General features: G+C 64.8%; 15 protein-coding genes. 12 read left to right on the top strand and 3 right to left on the bottom strand.

Annotated elements, in window-relative coordinates:
- The first annotated feature begins 440 nt into the window (after positions 1 to 440).
- Positions 441 to 1,682 (top strand): LLM class flavin-dependent oxidoreductase, encoded by a 1,242-nt coding sequence (locus tag ACQR1I_RS00250; protein ID WP_434865191.1) that lies wholly within the window; start codon positions 441 to 443, stop codon positions 1,680 to 1,682.
- A 323-nt stretch (positions 1,683 to 2,005) separates the two neighbouring features.
- Here ACQR1I_RS00250 and ACQR1I_RS00245 read toward each other — a convergent pair whose 3' ends face one another.
- Positions 2,006 to 2,416: a response regulator gene (locus ACQR1I_RS00245; RefSeq protein ID WP_434865190.1), complete on the bottom strand. Its 411-nt coding sequence runs from the start codon at positions 2,414 to 2,416 to the stop codon at positions 2,006 to 2,008.
- A gap of 591 nt (positions 2,417 to 3,007) precedes the next feature.
- On the opposite strand from ACQR1I_RS00245, the gene ACQR1I_RS00240 reads away from it, so the two are divergent.
- The 3 genes from ACQR1I_RS00240 to ACQR1I_RS00230 all read left to right on the top strand — a co-directional run bounded on the left by ACQR1I_RS00240 (position 3,008) and on the right by ACQR1I_RS00230 (position 4,691).
- Positions 3,008 to 3,823: an outer membrane protein gene (locus tag ACQR1I_RS00240; RefSeq protein WP_434865189.1), complete on the top strand. Its 816-nt coding sequence runs from the start codon at positions 3,008 to 3,010 to the stop codon at positions 3,821 to 3,823.
- 251 nt (positions 3,824 to 4,074) lie between these two features.
- Positions 4,075 to 4,431 carry a hypothetical protein gene (locus ACQR1I_RS00235; RefSeq protein ID WP_434865188.1) on the top strand — a complete coding sequence of 119 codons (357 nt, stop codon included), beginning with the start codon at positions 4,075 to 4,077 and terminating at the stop codon, positions 4,429 to 4,431.
- Positions 4,432 to 4,535: 104 nt separating this feature from the next.
- Positions 4,536 to 4,691, top strand: a complete 156-nt coding sequence (locus ACQR1I_RS00230) for a hypothetical protein (protein ID WP_006610278.1) — start codon at positions 4,536 to 4,538, stop codon at positions 4,689 to 4,691.
- 240 nt (positions 4,692 to 4,931) lie between these two features.
- Here the strand turns inward: ACQR1I_RS00230 and ACQR1I_RS00225 are convergent, their stop codons facing one another.
- Positions 4,932 to 5,261, bottom strand: a complete 330-nt coding sequence (locus ACQR1I_RS00225; protein WP_434888694.1) for a hypothetical protein — start codon at positions 5,259 to 5,261, stop codon at positions 4,932 to 4,934.
- 201 nt (positions 5,262 to 5,462) lie between these two features.
- Between ACQR1I_RS00225 and ACQR1I_RS00220 the strand changes: the two genes are divergently transcribed.
- The gene (locus ACQR1I_RS00220; protein WP_434865186.1) at positions 5,463 to 6,839 is read left to right on the top strand and encodes a cytochrome P450; all 1,377 of its coding nucleotides are present in this window, start codon (positions 5,463 to 5,465) and stop codon (positions 6,837 to 6,839) included.
- Between the two features lie 188 nt (positions 6,840 to 7,027).
- On the opposite strand, the gene ACQR1I_RS00215 is transcribed toward ACQR1I_RS00220, so the two are convergent.
- Positions 7,028 to 7,870, bottom strand: a complete 843-nt coding sequence (locus ACQR1I_RS00215) for an SDR family NAD(P)-dependent oxidoreductase (protein WP_434865185.1) — start codon at positions 7,868 to 7,870, stop codon at positions 7,028 to 7,030.
- 169 nt (positions 7,871 to 8,039) lie between these two features.
- On the opposite strand from ACQR1I_RS00215, the gene ACQR1I_RS00210 reads away from it, so the two are divergent.
- The 7 genes from ACQR1I_RS00210 to ACQR1I_RS00180 all read left to right on the top strand — a co-directional run bounded on the left by ACQR1I_RS00210 (position 8,040) and on the right by ACQR1I_RS00180 (position 15,924).
- Positions 8,040 to 9,002, top strand: coding sequence for a sensor histidine kinase (locus tag ACQR1I_RS00210; protein WP_434865184.1), 963 nt, complete (start codon positions 8,040 to 8,042; stop codon positions 9,000 to 9,002).
- 186 nt (positions 9,003 to 9,188) lie between these two features.
- Positions 9,189 to 10,967 (top strand): putative bifunctional diguanylate cyclase/phosphodiesterase, encoded by a 1,779-nt coding sequence (locus ACQR1I_RS00205; RefSeq protein ID WP_434865183.1) that lies wholly within the window; start codon positions 9,189 to 9,191, stop codon positions 10,965 to 10,967.
- Positions 10,968 to 11,110: 143 nt separating this feature from the next.
- Positions 11,111 to 12,304 carry a substrate-binding domain-containing protein gene (locus tag ACQR1I_RS00200; protein WP_434865182.1) on the top strand — a complete coding sequence of 398 codons (1,194 nt, stop codon included), beginning with the start codon at positions 11,111 to 11,113 and terminating at the stop codon, positions 12,302 to 12,304.
- Positions 12,305 to 12,366: 62 nt separating this feature from the next.
- Positions 12,367 to 13,131: an ABC transporter ATP-binding protein gene (locus ACQR1I_RS00195; RefSeq protein WP_434865181.1), complete on the top strand. Its 765-nt coding sequence runs from the start codon at positions 12,367 to 12,369 to the stop codon at positions 13,129 to 13,131.
- Positions 13,128 to 13,850 carry an ABC transporter ATP-binding protein gene (locus ACQR1I_RS00190; protein WP_434865180.1) on the top strand — a complete coding sequence of 241 codons (723 nt, stop codon included), beginning with the start codon at positions 13,128 to 13,130 and terminating at the stop codon, positions 13,848 to 13,850. The genes ACQR1I_RS00195 and ACQR1I_RS00190 overlap by 4 nt, the downstream gene beginning before the upstream one ends.
- Positions 13,847 to 14,857: a branched-chain amino acid ABC transporter permease gene (locus tag ACQR1I_RS00185; RefSeq protein WP_434865179.1), complete on the top strand. Its 1,011-nt coding sequence runs from the start codon at positions 13,847 to 13,849 to the stop codon at positions 14,855 to 14,857. Before ACQR1I_RS00190 ends, ACQR1I_RS00185 begins: the two co-directional genes overlap by 4 nt.
- Positions 14,854 to 15,924 (top strand): branched-chain amino acid ABC transporter permease, encoded by a 1,071-nt coding sequence (locus ACQR1I_RS00180; RefSeq protein WP_434865178.1) that lies wholly within the window; start codon positions 14,854 to 14,856, stop codon positions 15,922 to 15,924. The genes ACQR1I_RS00185 and ACQR1I_RS00180 overlap by 4 nt, the downstream gene beginning before the upstream one ends.
- Positions 15,925 to 16,014 lie beyond the last annotated feature (90 nt).

Below are 16,014 nucleotides of genomic sequence, written 5' to 3'. Positions count from 1 at the left end.
TCGGGATCGTCACGTCGGCGCGGAACAAACCCACCATCACCCAGATGGTTGCTGCAGCGCAAAAGAAAAAGCCCGCGCGAACGCGGACGGCAGCAATTTGATTGCGAATTTCGGTCTTGCTGCGATGAAAATACCACGCCGACGCGGCACTTCACGCAGCCGTCACCAAAATGCGAACCAGATACGCTCGATATCGCCGACAAGGTGAGCACGAACGATCACGCAACTGCTTTCGACTTATGGCCATAAGTTGAAGCCGCACGCATCGTCGTTCGAATCGCGCGATCGCGTTTCGCAGTGTGCGCAGCGATCGGTCATCAGTAAACAACAAATGGCAGGCATGCACGGCTGTCTTCGAGGCAGCAAGATGATTGCCTCCGCACGGGGCGCCAATTAGCCTGATGCGCAAACAACAACGAAATTCCGCTGGGAGAAAACACATGGCGCGCCTGAAGTTCGGAGCCTTCCTCGCTCCGCATCATCCGATCGGCGAGCATCCGATGCTGCAATTCCGCCGCGACCTCGATCTCGTGTCGCAGCTCGACGAGCTCGGCTATGACGAATTCTGGTGCGGCGAGCATCATTCGAGCGGCTGGGAGATGATCGCTTCGCCGGAGATGTTTCTCGCCGCCGCCGGCGAACGCACCAAGCGCATCAGGCTCGGCACCGGCGTCATCTCGTTGCCCTATCACCATCCCTACAACGTCGCGCAGCGCATGGTGCAGCTCGATCACATGACGGGCGGCCGCGCCATCTTCGGCTCCGGCCCCGGCGCGCTCGCCTCCGATGCGCACACGCTCGGCATCGATCCGATGACGCAGCGCGACCGCCAGGACGAGGCGATCGCCATCATCCGCCGGCTGTTCAACGGCGAGCGCGTCACTGCCAAGAGCGACTGGTTCACGATGAACGACGCGGCCTTGCAGATCCTGCCCTTGCAGGAGGAGATGCCGTTCGTGGTGGCGTCGCAGATCTCGCCGTCGGGCATGACGCTCGCGGGCAAATACGGCATCGGCATCATCTCGCTCGGCTCGATGTCGACACAGGGCCTGATGGCGCTGCCGCAGCAATGGGAGTTCGCCGAGGACGCTGCAAAGAAGCACGGCACCCATGTGAGCCGCACGAACTGGCGCGTCCTGCTGTCGTGGCACATCGCCGAGACGCGCGAGCAGGCGCGCCGCGAGGCCGGCCCCGGGCTGATGCGCTGGCACAATGAATATACCGTCGGCACGCTGATGCGGCCCGGCCTCAAGCCGTTCGCCTCGCCCGATGAAGCCGTCGACAAGACCGCCTTCGTCGAGGGCGCGGCCTCGACGATCGGCACGCCGGACGATCTGGTCAAGACGATCAAGAATTTGATGCAGGTGTCGGGCGGCGTCGGCGCCATCATCGGCTTCGTGCACGACTGGGCCAACCCGGAGAATACGCGGCGCAGCTGGGACATGGTCGCGCGCTACGTCGTGCCGCAGATCAACGGCTATATCGACGGCCTGCGCCGCTCGCAGAAATTCGTCATCGAGAACCGCGAGATCTTCGAGCGCGCCGGACAGGCTGTCATGGCCAAGATCATGGACAACGACAAGGCCGCCGCCGCGCTGTCGCAGACCGGCCCCGGCCGCGTCGCGATTCCTGCGGTGAATGCGCCGGACTTGCAGGAAGCCGCAGCGAAGCGAAGGGGGTGAGGAACGTAGGGCGGATTAGCGCAGCGTAATCCGCCGCCCCAGCGACGTTGGATATGCCTAGCTCATAACCATACGAAGATCTGACGGCGGATTACGCTGCGCTAATCCGCCCTACGCAGTTTCACTATCTATTAGTTACTCGTCATGCCCGGGCTTGACCCGGGCATCCACGTCCATCCCCCACGTCGAACGACGTGGATGGCCGGGCCTTCGCCGCGCCGGAGCGGCTACGGCCGCGCAGGCGGGACAGGCCCGGCCATGACGGTGATGATGGGTGGACGCAAAACCTTGAGCGTACGGCCGGCAGGCAGCCGACGAGAGCCTCACCTCACCGCGGCGACCAGCTTGCCGCAGTCGGCGATGGTCGCGATCTGCTTCAGGGTCTCCCGCAGCGCCGGCAGGTCGACCGGCTTCTGGAATTGCGGATAGACCACGAGGCCGAGGACCGTGGCGAGCCGGACATGCTCTTCGCGGGTGCCGTCCTCGGCGCCGCTGATGAAGATCACCGGGGTGCGTGATTTCAGCTCGTTGAGCAGCAGCAGGATGTCGGCGCCGCAGCGGTCGCCGAGCGACAGGTCGAGCGTGATGCAGTCGAACGTCCGTTGGCGCAGCAGCTCGGAGGCTGCATCGACCGTTTCAACGCATGTCGCCTCATAGCCGCATTGCGCGGCAATCTTCCGCAGAATCGAGAGATGCACCTCGGCATCCTCGATCACCAGCAACTGATTGCTCATGGCTTTGCCCTCGTCGCCATCTGGCCAGACCTCCAGGTCCGGCCGTTGGTAAGACGGCGCCAATGGCCGTGAGGTAAACATTTGAGCCCGTAGATCTACGGATCTGCGAGCAGGACGAGCGGCTCCAAGTCGGCCTGATCGGTGCGGAGCTCGTCCGATGGGGGCCGCGAGGCTGATGCGCGCCATCAGCCGCCTGGCAGTTATTCGGGCGAATCCGGCGAGGCGCCACTGTCGTCAGCCCGGCGCAGCGACGCGCCGAAGCTCTCTCCGAGCGGCAGGCCGCACGAATGGCATCGGCCGGGCGATTGCCGCGAGAGGAAGATATGGCGGCAGCGGGGACACGCGAATGCTCTGTTGATCGCGGCCAAGATGTCAGCTCCCGATCGACCACGCCGCGCCAGATCTCCCGCTCGTCCGGGCGGCAACCTGCGAAACGCTGACATCCCAGATCGTGTCGGGCAAGCACCGTATCCCGCCGGCAACATCGCGAACTTTTCGGGCCGACTGCCCCCATTTGAATTGCCACCCTCATTGCGACAAGCGATGGTTGCCGCGATCGCGGCGAATGGGCGTCGCGCGCTGGGGCGAAGCATGGCAAAATCTGGGGCTGCGGGGCTTGCAGCGGTACTGGCGGGAGCCGTGCTCGCGGGGTCTGCGCTTGCGGCCGATCTGCCCGTCAAGGCACCAACCGCCATGGCTGCGCCGACATGGACCGGCGCCTACGCCGGCGCGTCGATCGGCGCCCGTTGGGCCGACAATGATTGGCGAACCAGCGACGTCGCTCCGAACTTCGTTGGCGTGTTCGTGCCAACGGCGGGCACCGGCGGAAGCATCGACAGCCTGGCGGCCAGGATCGGCGGCTATCTCGGCGTCAATTGGCAGTTCGCACCGACATGGGTCGCAGGCCTCGAAGGCGACTTCGGCTGGGCCGACAACAAGAAGACGGCGAATCCCCAGCCTGGAACCACGGGTCTGTTCTTCGGCGCTCCGCTGCTCGGCCTTCCCCCAGCCACGGTGAAGGACACCTGGGACGGCAGCCTGCGCGCCCGGCTCGGCTATCTGGTTGCGCCGAACACGCTGCTCTATGGCAGCGGCGGCGTGGCGTGGCAGCGTGTCGAGTTGAACGCGAGTTGCACCGTCGTCGCAGGCAACAGCTTCTGCGCCGGTAATCCGCACAACGACACCTTCGCCTCGACTCGGCTCGGCTGGACCGTCGGCGGCGGCGTCGAACACATGATCGGCGGCCACTGGCTGGTGCGCGCCGACTATCGCTACGCCGATTTCGGCACCTGGACTCAACAGTTCTTCACCGTCGGCGGCGTCGGTATCGGCTTCGACGACCGCTTCACCGCGCATGTCACGACGCGAACTCATACGGCAACGGTCGGGCTGGCCTACAAGTTCTGACGCGCGGTCGCACCTGAACAACGGAAAAGCGTAGAGTGGGCAAAGCGACGCCGAGAGGCGGCGCGTGCCCACCATCGGGCGACGAAATCCTCAGCGCCACGGTGGGCACGGCGCCACGACGACCCTGCTTGTGGCGACATCAGCGGCTCGCCTTTGCCCACCCCACGGCGCGCTGATCGAGGCGAGCACAGTCGAACCAAAGGATCGACGAGGCTTGGCTGCAAACGGCGCGAAAGCTATCTTCGAACGCCATGCCCATTGCCAACCTTCCGCTCGTTCCACAGCCTCCCGCTCCCTTGTCCGCCGATGAAATCATCTTCATCAAGGACACGATCAAGCGCTTCTATGGCGACGACGCCATCGTGCGCAATTTCGGCGCTGATCCGGCCCGCATGGAACTACACGTCGAAACGAGCCAAGACATCGGACTGGCGCACTATGACTGCTGCGGCATCCTGATGAGCCGAATCGACCGCGGTCAAATTGCAGTTGAGGTCACGCGGCGAGGCCGACGGGTGAGCGGGCGGGCCGGCGAACCGAAGTCGCGCCGAGCCCAGGCTGCATCGGTGGCACGGCGTCACGAGAATTTCTTAACTCTGGCCCGCTAGGCTCGGCAAATCGAGCAGGGCTCGCAGGGGACCGCTCGCGCGTTCGGCAAGTGAATTAGCCCGCCGTCTCGACCCGGCGGGCTTTTCCGTGGGAAAGGTCGCCAATGTCACTCTCGTCAGCCAAGAACTACGCGCTGCGCGCCGAACGGTCGCAGGATCCCAAGGAGGCCGCCGACCTCCTGGCCAAGGCGATCCTCGAGCTCGCCGCCTCGATCGAGGCCACCGATGCCAAGGTGAAGAAGATCAACAAATCGGGCTAATGGTCTGTCCGCGGGCCAGTGGACCCGACGGGCAAATCGCTTCCAGCCAGACGCCTTTGCGAGACGCGAAACTCCTTCGCACCGGCCCGGCGATCGCCGGTTGATCGCCGTGCCGCGGTGCGCGGCGAAACTCATTTCGCGAACCACCTCAATCACATCACCCCTGTCCAGTCTCGCGCGCAAAAATATTCTTCTTTCGTTTTTCCGAATCATGCCTACTTTCACGTTGTCCCGTCTCGATCAGAGGGGCGCTTCGCGGTCGTCACGAACGTTGAGGCGGGATGCGGTGGCCGCGAGTTTGCTGCAGCGGGCGTGATGCTCGCCGACGAACGGCAGGCTTGCGGACGTGAAGACGCGTGGTCCTGGCGCCCCGAAGCTGGCGTCAAGCTCGCGACGATGCTGACGCATCGCGCGGACGACGGTGGCTAACAAGCCGGACACCGGGGAGAGCGCGCCATAAGCGTGAAAACCATCGCGCGGGGAATGCCGGGATGTCTCGGCTGAACCTGTGGTTCCTGCCGCCTGCATTTTTTTCGCAGGCGGGCCATGGGTGCGGCCGGCGCCCGGCATTCCCCGCGCCCTCTGTTCGAAGAGGGCGGAATATTCCATCCCTCGGACGCAGGAACGCGCCGCGAGACCGCGGTCGTTTGCAACGCAGCACACTTCTCCGAGACCAAATCACGCAGCGTATTGCATGGCGGCTGCAACCGCCTTTCAATGCAGCCCCGGCGCGCCGCCCGCGCCGCGTGCCGATCACAGACGGAGCCCCCCATGTCGATGCAGAGTGTGGCCACGCCGACCTTTCGCCTGACCTCGCCACGGCGCAACTCGCTCACCCATATTCCCGGCGACGAGGGCTGGCCGGTCATCGGTAAGACCTTCGATGTGCTCGCCGACCCGAAGGGGCACGTCGAACGCAATGCCAGGAAATATGGCCCCGTCTATCGCACCCATATGTTCGGCGAGGTGAACGTCGTCCTGCTCGGGCCGGAAGCCAATGAGCTCGTCCTGTTCGACCAGGCCAAACTGTTCTCCTCGGCGCATGGCTGGGGCCACATTCTCAACCTGCTGTTTCCCCGCGGGCTGATGCTGCTCGATTTCGACGAGCACCGGATGCACCGCAAGGCGCTGTCGGTCGCCTTCAAGGCCGGGCCGATGAAGTCCTATCTCGCCGGCCTCGACCGCGGCATCGCCGCGCGGATCGCGCAGTGGAAGCAGGCGCCCGGCGAGATGCTGTTCTATCCGGCGATCAAGCAGCTGACGCTCGATCTTGCCGCGACCTCATTCCTAGGCAGCGACATCGGGCCGGAGGTCGACGAGATCAACCGCGCCTTCATCGACATGGTCGCGGCTGCGGTCGCACCGATCCGCAAGCCGTGGCCGGGTACCCAGATGGCGCGCGGGGTCAAGGGCCGCCAACGCGTCGTCGCCTATTTCTCCGAGCAGATTCCGCTGCGCCGCGCCAGCGGCGCAGGCGACGATCTGTTCTCGCATCTGTGCCGCGCCACCGACGACCACGGTGCGCTGCTGTCGACGCAGGACATCGTCGATCACATGAGCTTCCTGATGATGGCGGCGCACGACACGCTGACCTCGTCGCTGACGTCCTTCGTCGCCCAGCTCGCGGCGCATCCGGAGTGGCAGCAGAAGCTGCGCGAGGAAGTCGCGAGCCTCGGACTCGCGAAGGGCGATGAGATGAGCTCGGAGCATCTGGAAAAGATGAAGCTGACCGAAATGGCGTTCCAGGAGACGCTGCGGCTGATGCCGCCGGTGCCGTCGCTGCCGCGCCGCCCGATCCGGGATTTCACCTTCAAGGGCTATGCGATCCCGGCCGGCACCGGCGTCGGCATCAATCCGATGTTCACCCATCATATGCCGGAGATCTGGCCTGAGCCCGCGACGTTCGACCCGATGCGCTTCACCGACGAGGCCCAGCGCGGCCGTCATCGCTTCGCCTGGGTGCCGTTCGGCGGCGGCGCCCATATGTGCCTCGGCCTGCACTTCGCCTACATGCAGGCGAAGTGTTTCGCGCGGCACTTCCTGTCCAACATCGAGGTCTCGTTCACGCCCGGCTATCAGCCGAGCTGGCAGGTGTGGCCGATCCCGAAGCCACGCGACGGGCTGAAGGTGCAGTTCAAGGCGGTGTGATTTCGCGGTGGCGGGCCGTGCTGGCGTGGCCAATGGGTCCAAGACTTGCGCATCAAGGAGCGTAGGCTATTAGTTACTCGTCATGGTCGGGCTTGACCCGGCCATCCATCCTGCTGCACCTCGCGTATGGAAAGACGTGGATGCCCGGGTCAAGCCCGGGCATGACGAATTGTATACTTCGCCATCCCCTACTCCACCGCATCCCCGAGCAGCTTGCGCATCGTCTGATAGCCCTGCTGCTGCTGGCTCCAGTTGCGGCCGCCGGTGATGGCGCCGTCGATGACCAGGTCATGGCCGTTGATGAAGCTGGATTCGTCGCTGGCGAGGAACACCGCGGCATGGGCGATGTCGTCGGGAAGACCGGCGCGCGGGATCGGCTGCGCGCTGGCATAGGCGGTGCGGATCGTCTCAGGTGTCTTCTCGGCGGCCTCGGTCGACAGCCCCAGCGCCTTGCCGAAGATGCCGGTCGCGATCAGGCCGGGCGAGATCGAGTTGACGCGCACGCCGGATTCGCCGAGCTCCATGGCGACGCATTTGGTCAGGTGGATCACAGCGGCCTTCGCGGTGCTGTAGACCACCGAGGTCGAAAAGCCCGCGAGACGTCCGGCGATCGAGCCGTTGTTGATAATGCTGCCGGTGCCCTGCTTCTTCATATGGGGCGCGGCGTATTTCATCCCGAGCATCACGCTGCGCACCAGCACCGCCATCGCCTGATCGAAACGATCGGCCTCGAGGCCCTCGATGCCGCCGGTCTGCGCCGGGCCGCCGGCATTGTTGAACAGGCAATCGAGCCGGCCGAACCGGTCGACGGCGAGATCGATCAGCGCGCGCATCTGCTCATCGACGGTGACGTCTGTCTGGCGGAATATGCAGCTTGCGCCGAGACGGCCCGGGAGCGCCTCGCCCTCGGCGCTGCGCCGTCCAGCCACGACCACCCGCGCGCCTTCGGCGACGAAGACCTCCGCCGTGCGCAGCCCGATGCCGCTGGTCGCCCCGGTGATCACGGCCACCTTGCCGTCCAGTCGTCCCATTTCCCGATCCTCTTGTTTGTTGATTGGTTACAATTCGCCCAAGTTCCCGTCACGGAACCATCATCGAGCGCGCAAAGTTGCAACACAAGTGATACGGCCTCCGTTTACCGGACAAATTACCGCCACGCCGGCCTTAATTTGGATGCGCGATTGAGGCTGATGAACGTCCATGATGCGACTCATCGACGACATGAAACGGATCTGGCGTGGCGAGCAGCAGCCGTCGGCGATGTGGAGCAGCCTGTTTGCCGCGGCGTGCCTGCTGATCGCGACCGGCGTCCGTCTCGGCATGGCACAGCTGCGGCCCGACGTGTTCTTCACGCCGTATATCCCGGCCGTGTTCTTTGCCACCGCCATGGGCGGTTCGGCTGCCGGGCTCGTCACCGCGATCCTGGGCGCAGGACTCGGCCTGGCGCTGGACTTTGGCGGCGGTCCGGTCGATGCGGCGCGGCTTGCACTGATGGCGATGTACCTCGCCGTGAACGGGCTGGTGATCTGGGGCGTCACCCATTATCGCGGCCTTGCAGCCAAGCAGCGCGAGATCGCGCGGCGGCTGACCGAGGAGGAGCAGTATCGCAAGCTCCTGGTCGACGAGTTGCATCATCGGCTGAAGAACAAGACCTCCACCATTCACGCGGTGCTGCACCAGGTGCTGTACGAGCAGCCGCAGGTCTGGGACCGCATCGATCAGCGGATCCGCGCGCTCGCCACGGCCGACGACCTGATCGCGCGCGCCGATGGCCAGGGGTGCGACCTGAAGGATCTCCTGATGTCGGAGCTCGGGCCCTATGGCCACGTCCGCTTCGAGCTCAACGGCGATCCGCTGTTTCTTCCGGCCAAGCTCGCCGTCAGTCTGGCCTTGATCTTCCACGAGCTGGCGACCAATGCGGGCAAGTATGGCGCCTTCGCATCCCCGCGCGGCTTCCTTCAAGTCACCTGGGCCAGGCAGGAGGATCGCCTCACGTTGAGCTGGGACGAGGCCGAGGGCCCGCCGGTCGAGCACGTCGGCAAGCCGGGCTTCGGCACCAAGCTCCTCAAGGCGGCGTTGTCGCCGTTCGACGGCAAGACGGAAACCACGTTCTCGAACACCGGACTCCACTGCACGATGCAGTTCAGGATCCCGCACAGCTGAACGGCGCCGGCGCGGCGTTGTTCGACTTTCGCAGCAGGCCGGGGTCGCATCTGACGCGCGCGCGTTTACCGGCCATTAATGACGCTGCGGCTCGATCCGACATTCATTTCCCATGCTTGAAGGCGGCCTCCGTGTTTCCACGTACCGCTTAACTAAAATGAAGCGGGAACTTTGCACAATCGGTGCATGTACAGCAGCGACCATTTCAATTTTTTGGCTGAGACGTCGGACGATCGGGGGACCACCCAGGCCGAGCTGCGCTTTCTGCGCAGTGTCGTCAGTCAGTTGCCGTCGGGTGTCACAGTCCAGGACGAGCACGGTCGCTTTCTTCTCGTCAACGATGCCGCCGCTCTCCAGCTCGGCGCCGCCGCGAACAGCGTCGACGTCGTCTCGTCGCCGCAGCTCGACGGCAGGCGTGACGGCTGCCGTGAGCTGCTCGCGCGGGGGCGCACCGTGATCTCCGAAGAGAAGGTGACGAGCACGCGCGGCGCGCAGACGCTGCTGACGGCCCACCGCCCGCTCCGCATCGGCGATCGGCACCTGCTGCTGTCGAGCTCGGCCGACATCACCGAGCAGAAGGAGTTCGAGGACCAGCTGTTCCGCGCGGCCTATTACGACGAATTGACCGGCCTGCCGATGCGCCGGGTGGTCGAGCATCGCGCCAACCATCTGGTCCGGCGCGGCGACATCGACGGACGCTTCGCGCTCGCCTTCCTCGATCTCGACAATTTCAAGTACATCAACGACTATTACGGCCATGCCACCGGCGATGCGCTGCTCGTCGAATTTGCCAAGCGCATTGGCCGCGACCTGCGCGAGACCGACCTTCTGTCGCGCATCAGTGGCGACGAGTTCCTGCTGCTGCTGCACCCGATCGACCGGGCCGAGGAGGTCGCCGAGTTCCTGCAGGACATGCTGAACCGCCTGAACGCGCCGTTCTTCATCGATGGAGCAGAGGTGTTCGCATCCGCATCAGTCGGAGTCAGCCTGTTTCCCGAGCACGGCGCGAGCTACGACATGCTGCGGCATAACGCCGATCTCGCCATGTATCGCGTCAAGAACGGCGGCAAGGGCGCGATGGCGTTCTTCTCCAGCGCGATGGAGCACGAGGCGCTCGCGCGCATGAAGGTCGAGCAGTCGCTGCGCTCAGCCATCCTCGAGAAGCGGTTCTGCTGCGCGTTCCAGACCAAGGTCGACATCCGGACCGAGGAGATCAAGGGTATCGAGGCGCTGGTGCGGCTGCGCGACAATGAGGGCGTGATCCAGGCTCCCGGCTCCTTCATCAATCTGGCCGTTGAGCTCGGTCTGATCGACGAGCTCACCCATCTCGTGCTGGACGAGATCGTCAAGTCGATCGACCTGATCAACGAGACCTTCGGGCACAGCGCGACGATCAGCATCAATGTCGCGGCCAAGCAGGCCTCGAACCTGGACTTCATGCGTCCGTTCGCGCGGGCGCTCGAGAACACCGGCTTTCCCAAGCGGTTCATGGTCGAGGTCACCGAAGACGCCTTCGTCACCCGCAGCCAATTCCAGGACGAGATCGTCCCACTGCTGCGCGAGATCGGCGTCGCGATCTCGATCGACGATTTCGGCATCGGCTATTCGTCGCTTTCGGCGCTCGCCGACATCACGGCCGACGAGATCAAGATCGACCGTTCCTTCATCACCGACATTCACAAGCGCCCGCGCAGCCAGGGCATCCTTCGCGCGATCGAGTCGCTGAGCGAGGCGCTCGGTATGACCGTGATCGCCGAGGGCATCGAGTCATTCGAGGAGCTCGCCTACCTGCAGGCGGCGACCAAGATCCGCTATGCGCAAGGCTACTACTTCTCACGACCGATCTTCCTCGAGGAGCTCAAGCCGGTGACCCCGCTTGCAAGCGAGGCGCGCATGAGTCTGGCGAGTCGCGCGGTGCAGGAAAATCGCCAAGCCTACGCACGCACCAGCCAATATCGGCGCTGATTTCAGTCTCGAGAGGCCGGGGATCCATCTGTCAGCACAAAGTATGAGCCGTTCCAGACTGCCTTCCAAAGCGCCTTGACCCGGCCCGCGGCTGCACACTATCAGTTGCAGACAACAGCCGCCGGTAGCTGGGAGGAAGCGTCGTGAAGACCTCGCATATTTCAAAAGTCATTGTTTCGTCACTGACCGCAGCCCTGCTGGCATCAGCCGCGCAGGCCGACGACCTGAAAATCGCTCTCATCTACGGCAAGACCGGCCCGCTCGAGGCCTATGCCAAGCAGACCGAAGCGGGCCTGCGGCTCGGCTTCGAATACGCCACCAAGGGCACCAACATGATCGACGGTCGCAAGATCGTCATCATCACCAAGGACGACCAGGGCAAGCCCGACCTGTCGAAGGCCGCGCTGTCCGAGGCCTATCAGGATGACGGCGCCGACATCGCGATCGGCACGACCTCATCGGCCGCAGCGCTGGCCGATCTGCCGGTGGCCGAGGAGAATAAGAAGATCCTGATCGTCGAGCCGGCCGTGGCCGACCAGATCACCGGCGAAAAGTGGAATCGCTACGTCTTCCGCACCGGCCGCAACTCGTCGCAGGACGCGATCTCCAACGCGGTGGCGATCGGCAAGCCCGGCGTCACGGTTGCGACGCTGGCGCAGGACTATGCTTTCGGCCGCGACGGCGTCGCCGCCTTCAAGGAGGCGCTGGCCAAGACCGGCGCGACCCTGGGCGCCGAGGAATATGTGCCGACCAACACCACCGACTTCACCGCGGTCGGCCAGCGCCTGTTCGATGCATTGAAGGACAAGCCGGGCAAGAAGATCATCTGGGTGATCTGGGCCGGCGCCGGCGACCCCCTGACCAAGCTGCAGGACATGGATCCGAAGCGCTACGGCATCGAGCTGTCGACCGGCGGCAACATCCTGCCGGCGCTCGCCGCCTACAAGCGGCTGCCGGGCATGGAAGGCGCGACCTACTATTATTACGACATTCCTAAGAACGCGGTGAACGACTGGCTGGTGGCCGAGCACCAGAAGCGCTTCAACGCGCCGCCGGATTTCTTCACCGCCGGCGGCTTCTCCGCGGCCATGGCTGTCGTCACCGCGGTTACCAAGGCGAAGTCGACCGACACCGAGAAGCTGATCGCGGCGATGGAGGGCATGGAGTTCGATACGCCGAAGGGCAAGATGATCTTCCGGAAAGAAGATCATCAGGCGCTGCAAAGCATGTATCACTTCCGCGTCAAGGTTGATCCCAATCTCGCCTGGGCCGTCAACGAGCCGGTGCGCGAGATCAAGATCGACGAGATGGCCGTGCCGATCCGCAACAAGCGCTAAAGATGACACCCGTGCCCGGCCCTCGTGCCGGGCACGTCCACTTTGGACGTCATGCTGACGATATGACCCTCACCCTCGAAACCCGCGACCTCACCATCCGCTTCGGCGGCCATGTCGCGGTCAACAATGTCAGCTGCAGCTTCCGTCCGGGCGAGCTGACCGCGATCGTCGGCCCCAACGGCGCTGGCAAGACGACCTATTTCAACCTGATCTCCGGCCAGCTGTCCCCCTCCTCCGGATCCATCCTGTTCGACGGCCGTGACATCACCTCGCTGTCGGCGCCGTTGCGCACCCGGGCGGGGCTTGGCCGCGCCTTTCAGCTGACCAATCTGTTTCCCAATCTCAGCGTCGAGGAGAACGTCCGCCTCGCCGTGCAGGCGCAGAGCGGCGTGCACTACGATCTGCTGCGTCCGTGGATGGCGCGGCGTGACCTGATCGCGCGCGCCGATGCGATCCTCGACCAGGTCGCGCTCGGCAGCCGGCGCAGCGTCACGGCGACCACCTTGTCGCATGGCGACCAGCGCAAGCTCGAGGTCGCGCTGATGATGGCGCTGGAGCCCAAGGTCTTCATGTTCGACGAGCCAACCGCCGGGATGAGCATCGACGAGGTGCCGGTCGTGCTCGACCTGATCGGCCGACTCAAGCAGGACAAGAGCAAGATCATCCTGCTCGTCGAGCACAAGATGGACGTCGTCCGCTCGCTCGCCGACCGCATCATCGTGCTGCATAACGGCCAGCTGGTCGCCGACGGCGCGCCCGCCGAGGTCATCGCCTCGCCGATCGTGCAGGAAGCCTATCTCGGCGTTGCGCCGCGGAGCGCGGCATGAGCGCGCTGCTGAAACTGTCCGCTGTCGAGACCTATATCGGCCGCTATCACATCCTGCAGGGCGTCGACTTCGAGGTGCCCGAGGGGCAGACCACGATGCTGCTCGGGCGCAACGGCGCCGGCAAGACCACCACCCTGCGCACGATCATGGGACTGTGGCAGGCGAGGAACGGCAGCATCACGCTGGGCGGCGAGCCGATCGAGAAGCTGGCGACGCCCGACATCGCCCAGCGCGGCGTCGGCTACGTGCCCGAGAGCATGGCGGTGTTCTCGGACCTCACCGTCAAGGAGAACCTGGTGCTGGCGGCGCGCAACGGCCCGCTCGATGACGCCCAGCTCGCCTGGATCTTCGGCTTCTTTCCAGCGCTCAAGAAGTTCTGGCTGTCGCGCGCGGGCAGCCTGTCCGGCGGCCAGAAGCAGATGCTGTCGATCGCGCGCGCGATCGTCGAGCCGCGCAAGCTGCTCCTGATCGACGAGCCGACCAAGGGTCTAGCACCGGCGATCGTGATGTCGCTGATCGAGTGCCTCAAGGAGATCAAGCGCCGTGGCGCCACCATCTTGCTGGTCGAGCAGAACTTCCATGCCGCGCGCGAACTCGGCGACCAGGTTCTGGTGATGGACAACGGCACCATCGTCCATCGCGGCGACATGGCCGCGCTCGCCGCCGACGTGACACTGCAGGAGCGCCTGCTCGGCCTCAGCCTGGAGGCCCATCAATGAGCGATGTTGCTGCAAGCGACGCGCTGCCGAAGCCGAAACGCGATATCGCGCCGCTGCTGCTGCCTGTCGTGCTGGCCGTGCTGATGATCCCGCTGGTGGGCTCCGCGAGCTCCTGGGTCACGCTCACGGTCGCGAGCCTGGCGATGGGCATGATGATCTTCATCATGGCGTCCGGGCTGACACTGGTGTTCGGCCTGATGGACGTCCTGAACTTCGGCCACGGCGCCTTCATCGCGGTGGGTGCCTACGTCGCGACCCTGGTGCTGCTGCCGCTCGCGAGCTGGGCGCAGGCCGACTCGTTGCTGACCAACCTTGCCGTGCTCGTGCCCGCCGCGCTGCTGTCGATGGGCGTGACAGGGGCGCTGGGTCTAGTCGTCGAACGCGTGCTGGTGCTGCCGGTCTATGGTCAGCATCTCAAGCAGATCCTGATGACCACCGGCGGCCTGATCGTCGCCGAGCAGACGCTGTACGCACTGTTCGGCCCCCAGATCATTCCCATGCCGCTGCCGACAGCGCTGCGTGGCTCCTTCATCCTCGGCGACATCGCGATCTCGAAATACCGGCTGCTGGCGATGCTGGTTGGGCTCGCGATCTTCGTCGCCATCGAGCTGGTGCTGAACCGGACCAAGATCGGGCTGCTGATCCGCGCCGGCGTCGAGAACCGCGAGATGGTCGAGGCGCTCGGCTATCGCATTCGCCGCCTGTTCCTCGGCGTGTTCATGACCGGATCGGCACTGGCCGGGCTCGGCGGCGTGATGTGGGGCCTGTATCGCGAGCAGGTGCACGCCTCGCTCGGCGACGAACTCACCGTGCTCGTGTTCATCGTCGTGATCATCGGCGGGCTCGGCTCGATCACCGGCTGCTTCATCGGGGCAATCCTGGTCGCCATGGTTGCGAACTACGGCGGCTTCCTGGTGCCCAAGCTCGCGCTCGTCTCCAACATCCTGCTGATGGTCGCCGTGCTGATGTGGCGGCCGCGCGGCCTCTATGCGGTGACCAGCCGATGATGCTCCTGTCCGGCGACCCGCCCCGCAGCCGCGCGCTGTCCGTCCTGCTCATCGTCATCGTGCTGGCGCTGCTGGCGACGCCCTTCATCTTTCCTGGCGCCAAGGCACTCAACGTCGCCGCCAAGATCTGCATCTTCGCGGCGCTGGTCGCGTCTTACGATCTGCTGCTCGGCTATACCGGCTCGGTGTCGTTCGCGCATACGATGTTCTACGGCATCGGCTCCTACGCAATAGCGATTGCGCTCTATGGACTCGGTCCGAGCTGGACCTCGGTCGCCGTCGCTGTTGCGGCCGGCCTGCCGCTCGCTTTGCTGCTGGCGCTCGCGATCGGACTGTTCTCGCTACGGGTCGAAGCGATCTTCTTCGCGATGATCACGCTCGCGGTCGCCTCCGCCTTCCTGGTGCTGGCCTCGCAGCTGTCCTGGCTGACCGGCGGCGAGGACGGCCGCAGCTTCCAGCTGCCGGAGTTACTGCGTCCCGGCACCGTGTTCATCGGCAAGGAGTGGTTCGGCTTCCCGATCAATGGCCGCATCCTGACCTATTATCTGGTGCTGTCGGTTTGCGCGCTGATGATCCTGGCACTGCTGCGGGTCGTCAACTCGCCGTTCGGCCGGGTGCTGCAGGCGATCCGGGAGAACCGCTTCCGCGCCGAGGCGCTCGGCTATCGCACCGTCTTCCATCTCACCTACGCCAATTGCATCGCGGCGGCCGTTGCCGCGGGCGCCGGCATGCTCAACGCGCTGTGGCTGCGCTATGCCGGCCCCGACACCTCGCTGGCCTTCTCGATCATGCTGGACATCCTGCTGATGGTGGTGATCGGCGGCATGGGCACGATCTACGGCGCCGTCATTGGCGCGGCGATCTTCATCCTCGCGCAGAATTACCTCCAGGCGCTGATGGGCCTGGCGTCGACGGCGGCCGCCGATGCCGGCTTGCCGCTGCTGCCGGGCCTGCTGCACCCGGACCGCTGGTTGCTGTGGCTCGGCCTTTTGTTCATCGCCAGCGTCTATTTCTTTCCGACCGGCGTGGTCGGCCGGCTCCGGGGCAAGACGGGGGCGGCGCGCTGATTTTCTGCCTTGGGCGGTACTGGAATGGCGAAAAGCGCAATTGTCGACGACACTTTGCTGCCAATTTAAGAAGCAGCTAACTGAGTTTCC

Origin of the sequence: Bradyrhizobium sp. HKCCYLS2038 (genome assembly GCF_051167655.1) — a bacterium.
Lineage (GTDB): Bacteria > Pseudomonadota > Alphaproteobacteria > Rhizobiales > Xanthobacteraceae > Bradyrhizobium.
Note: the sequence above shows the minus strand (reverse complement) of the source record. Positions and strands in the feature narration are given on the sequence as shown.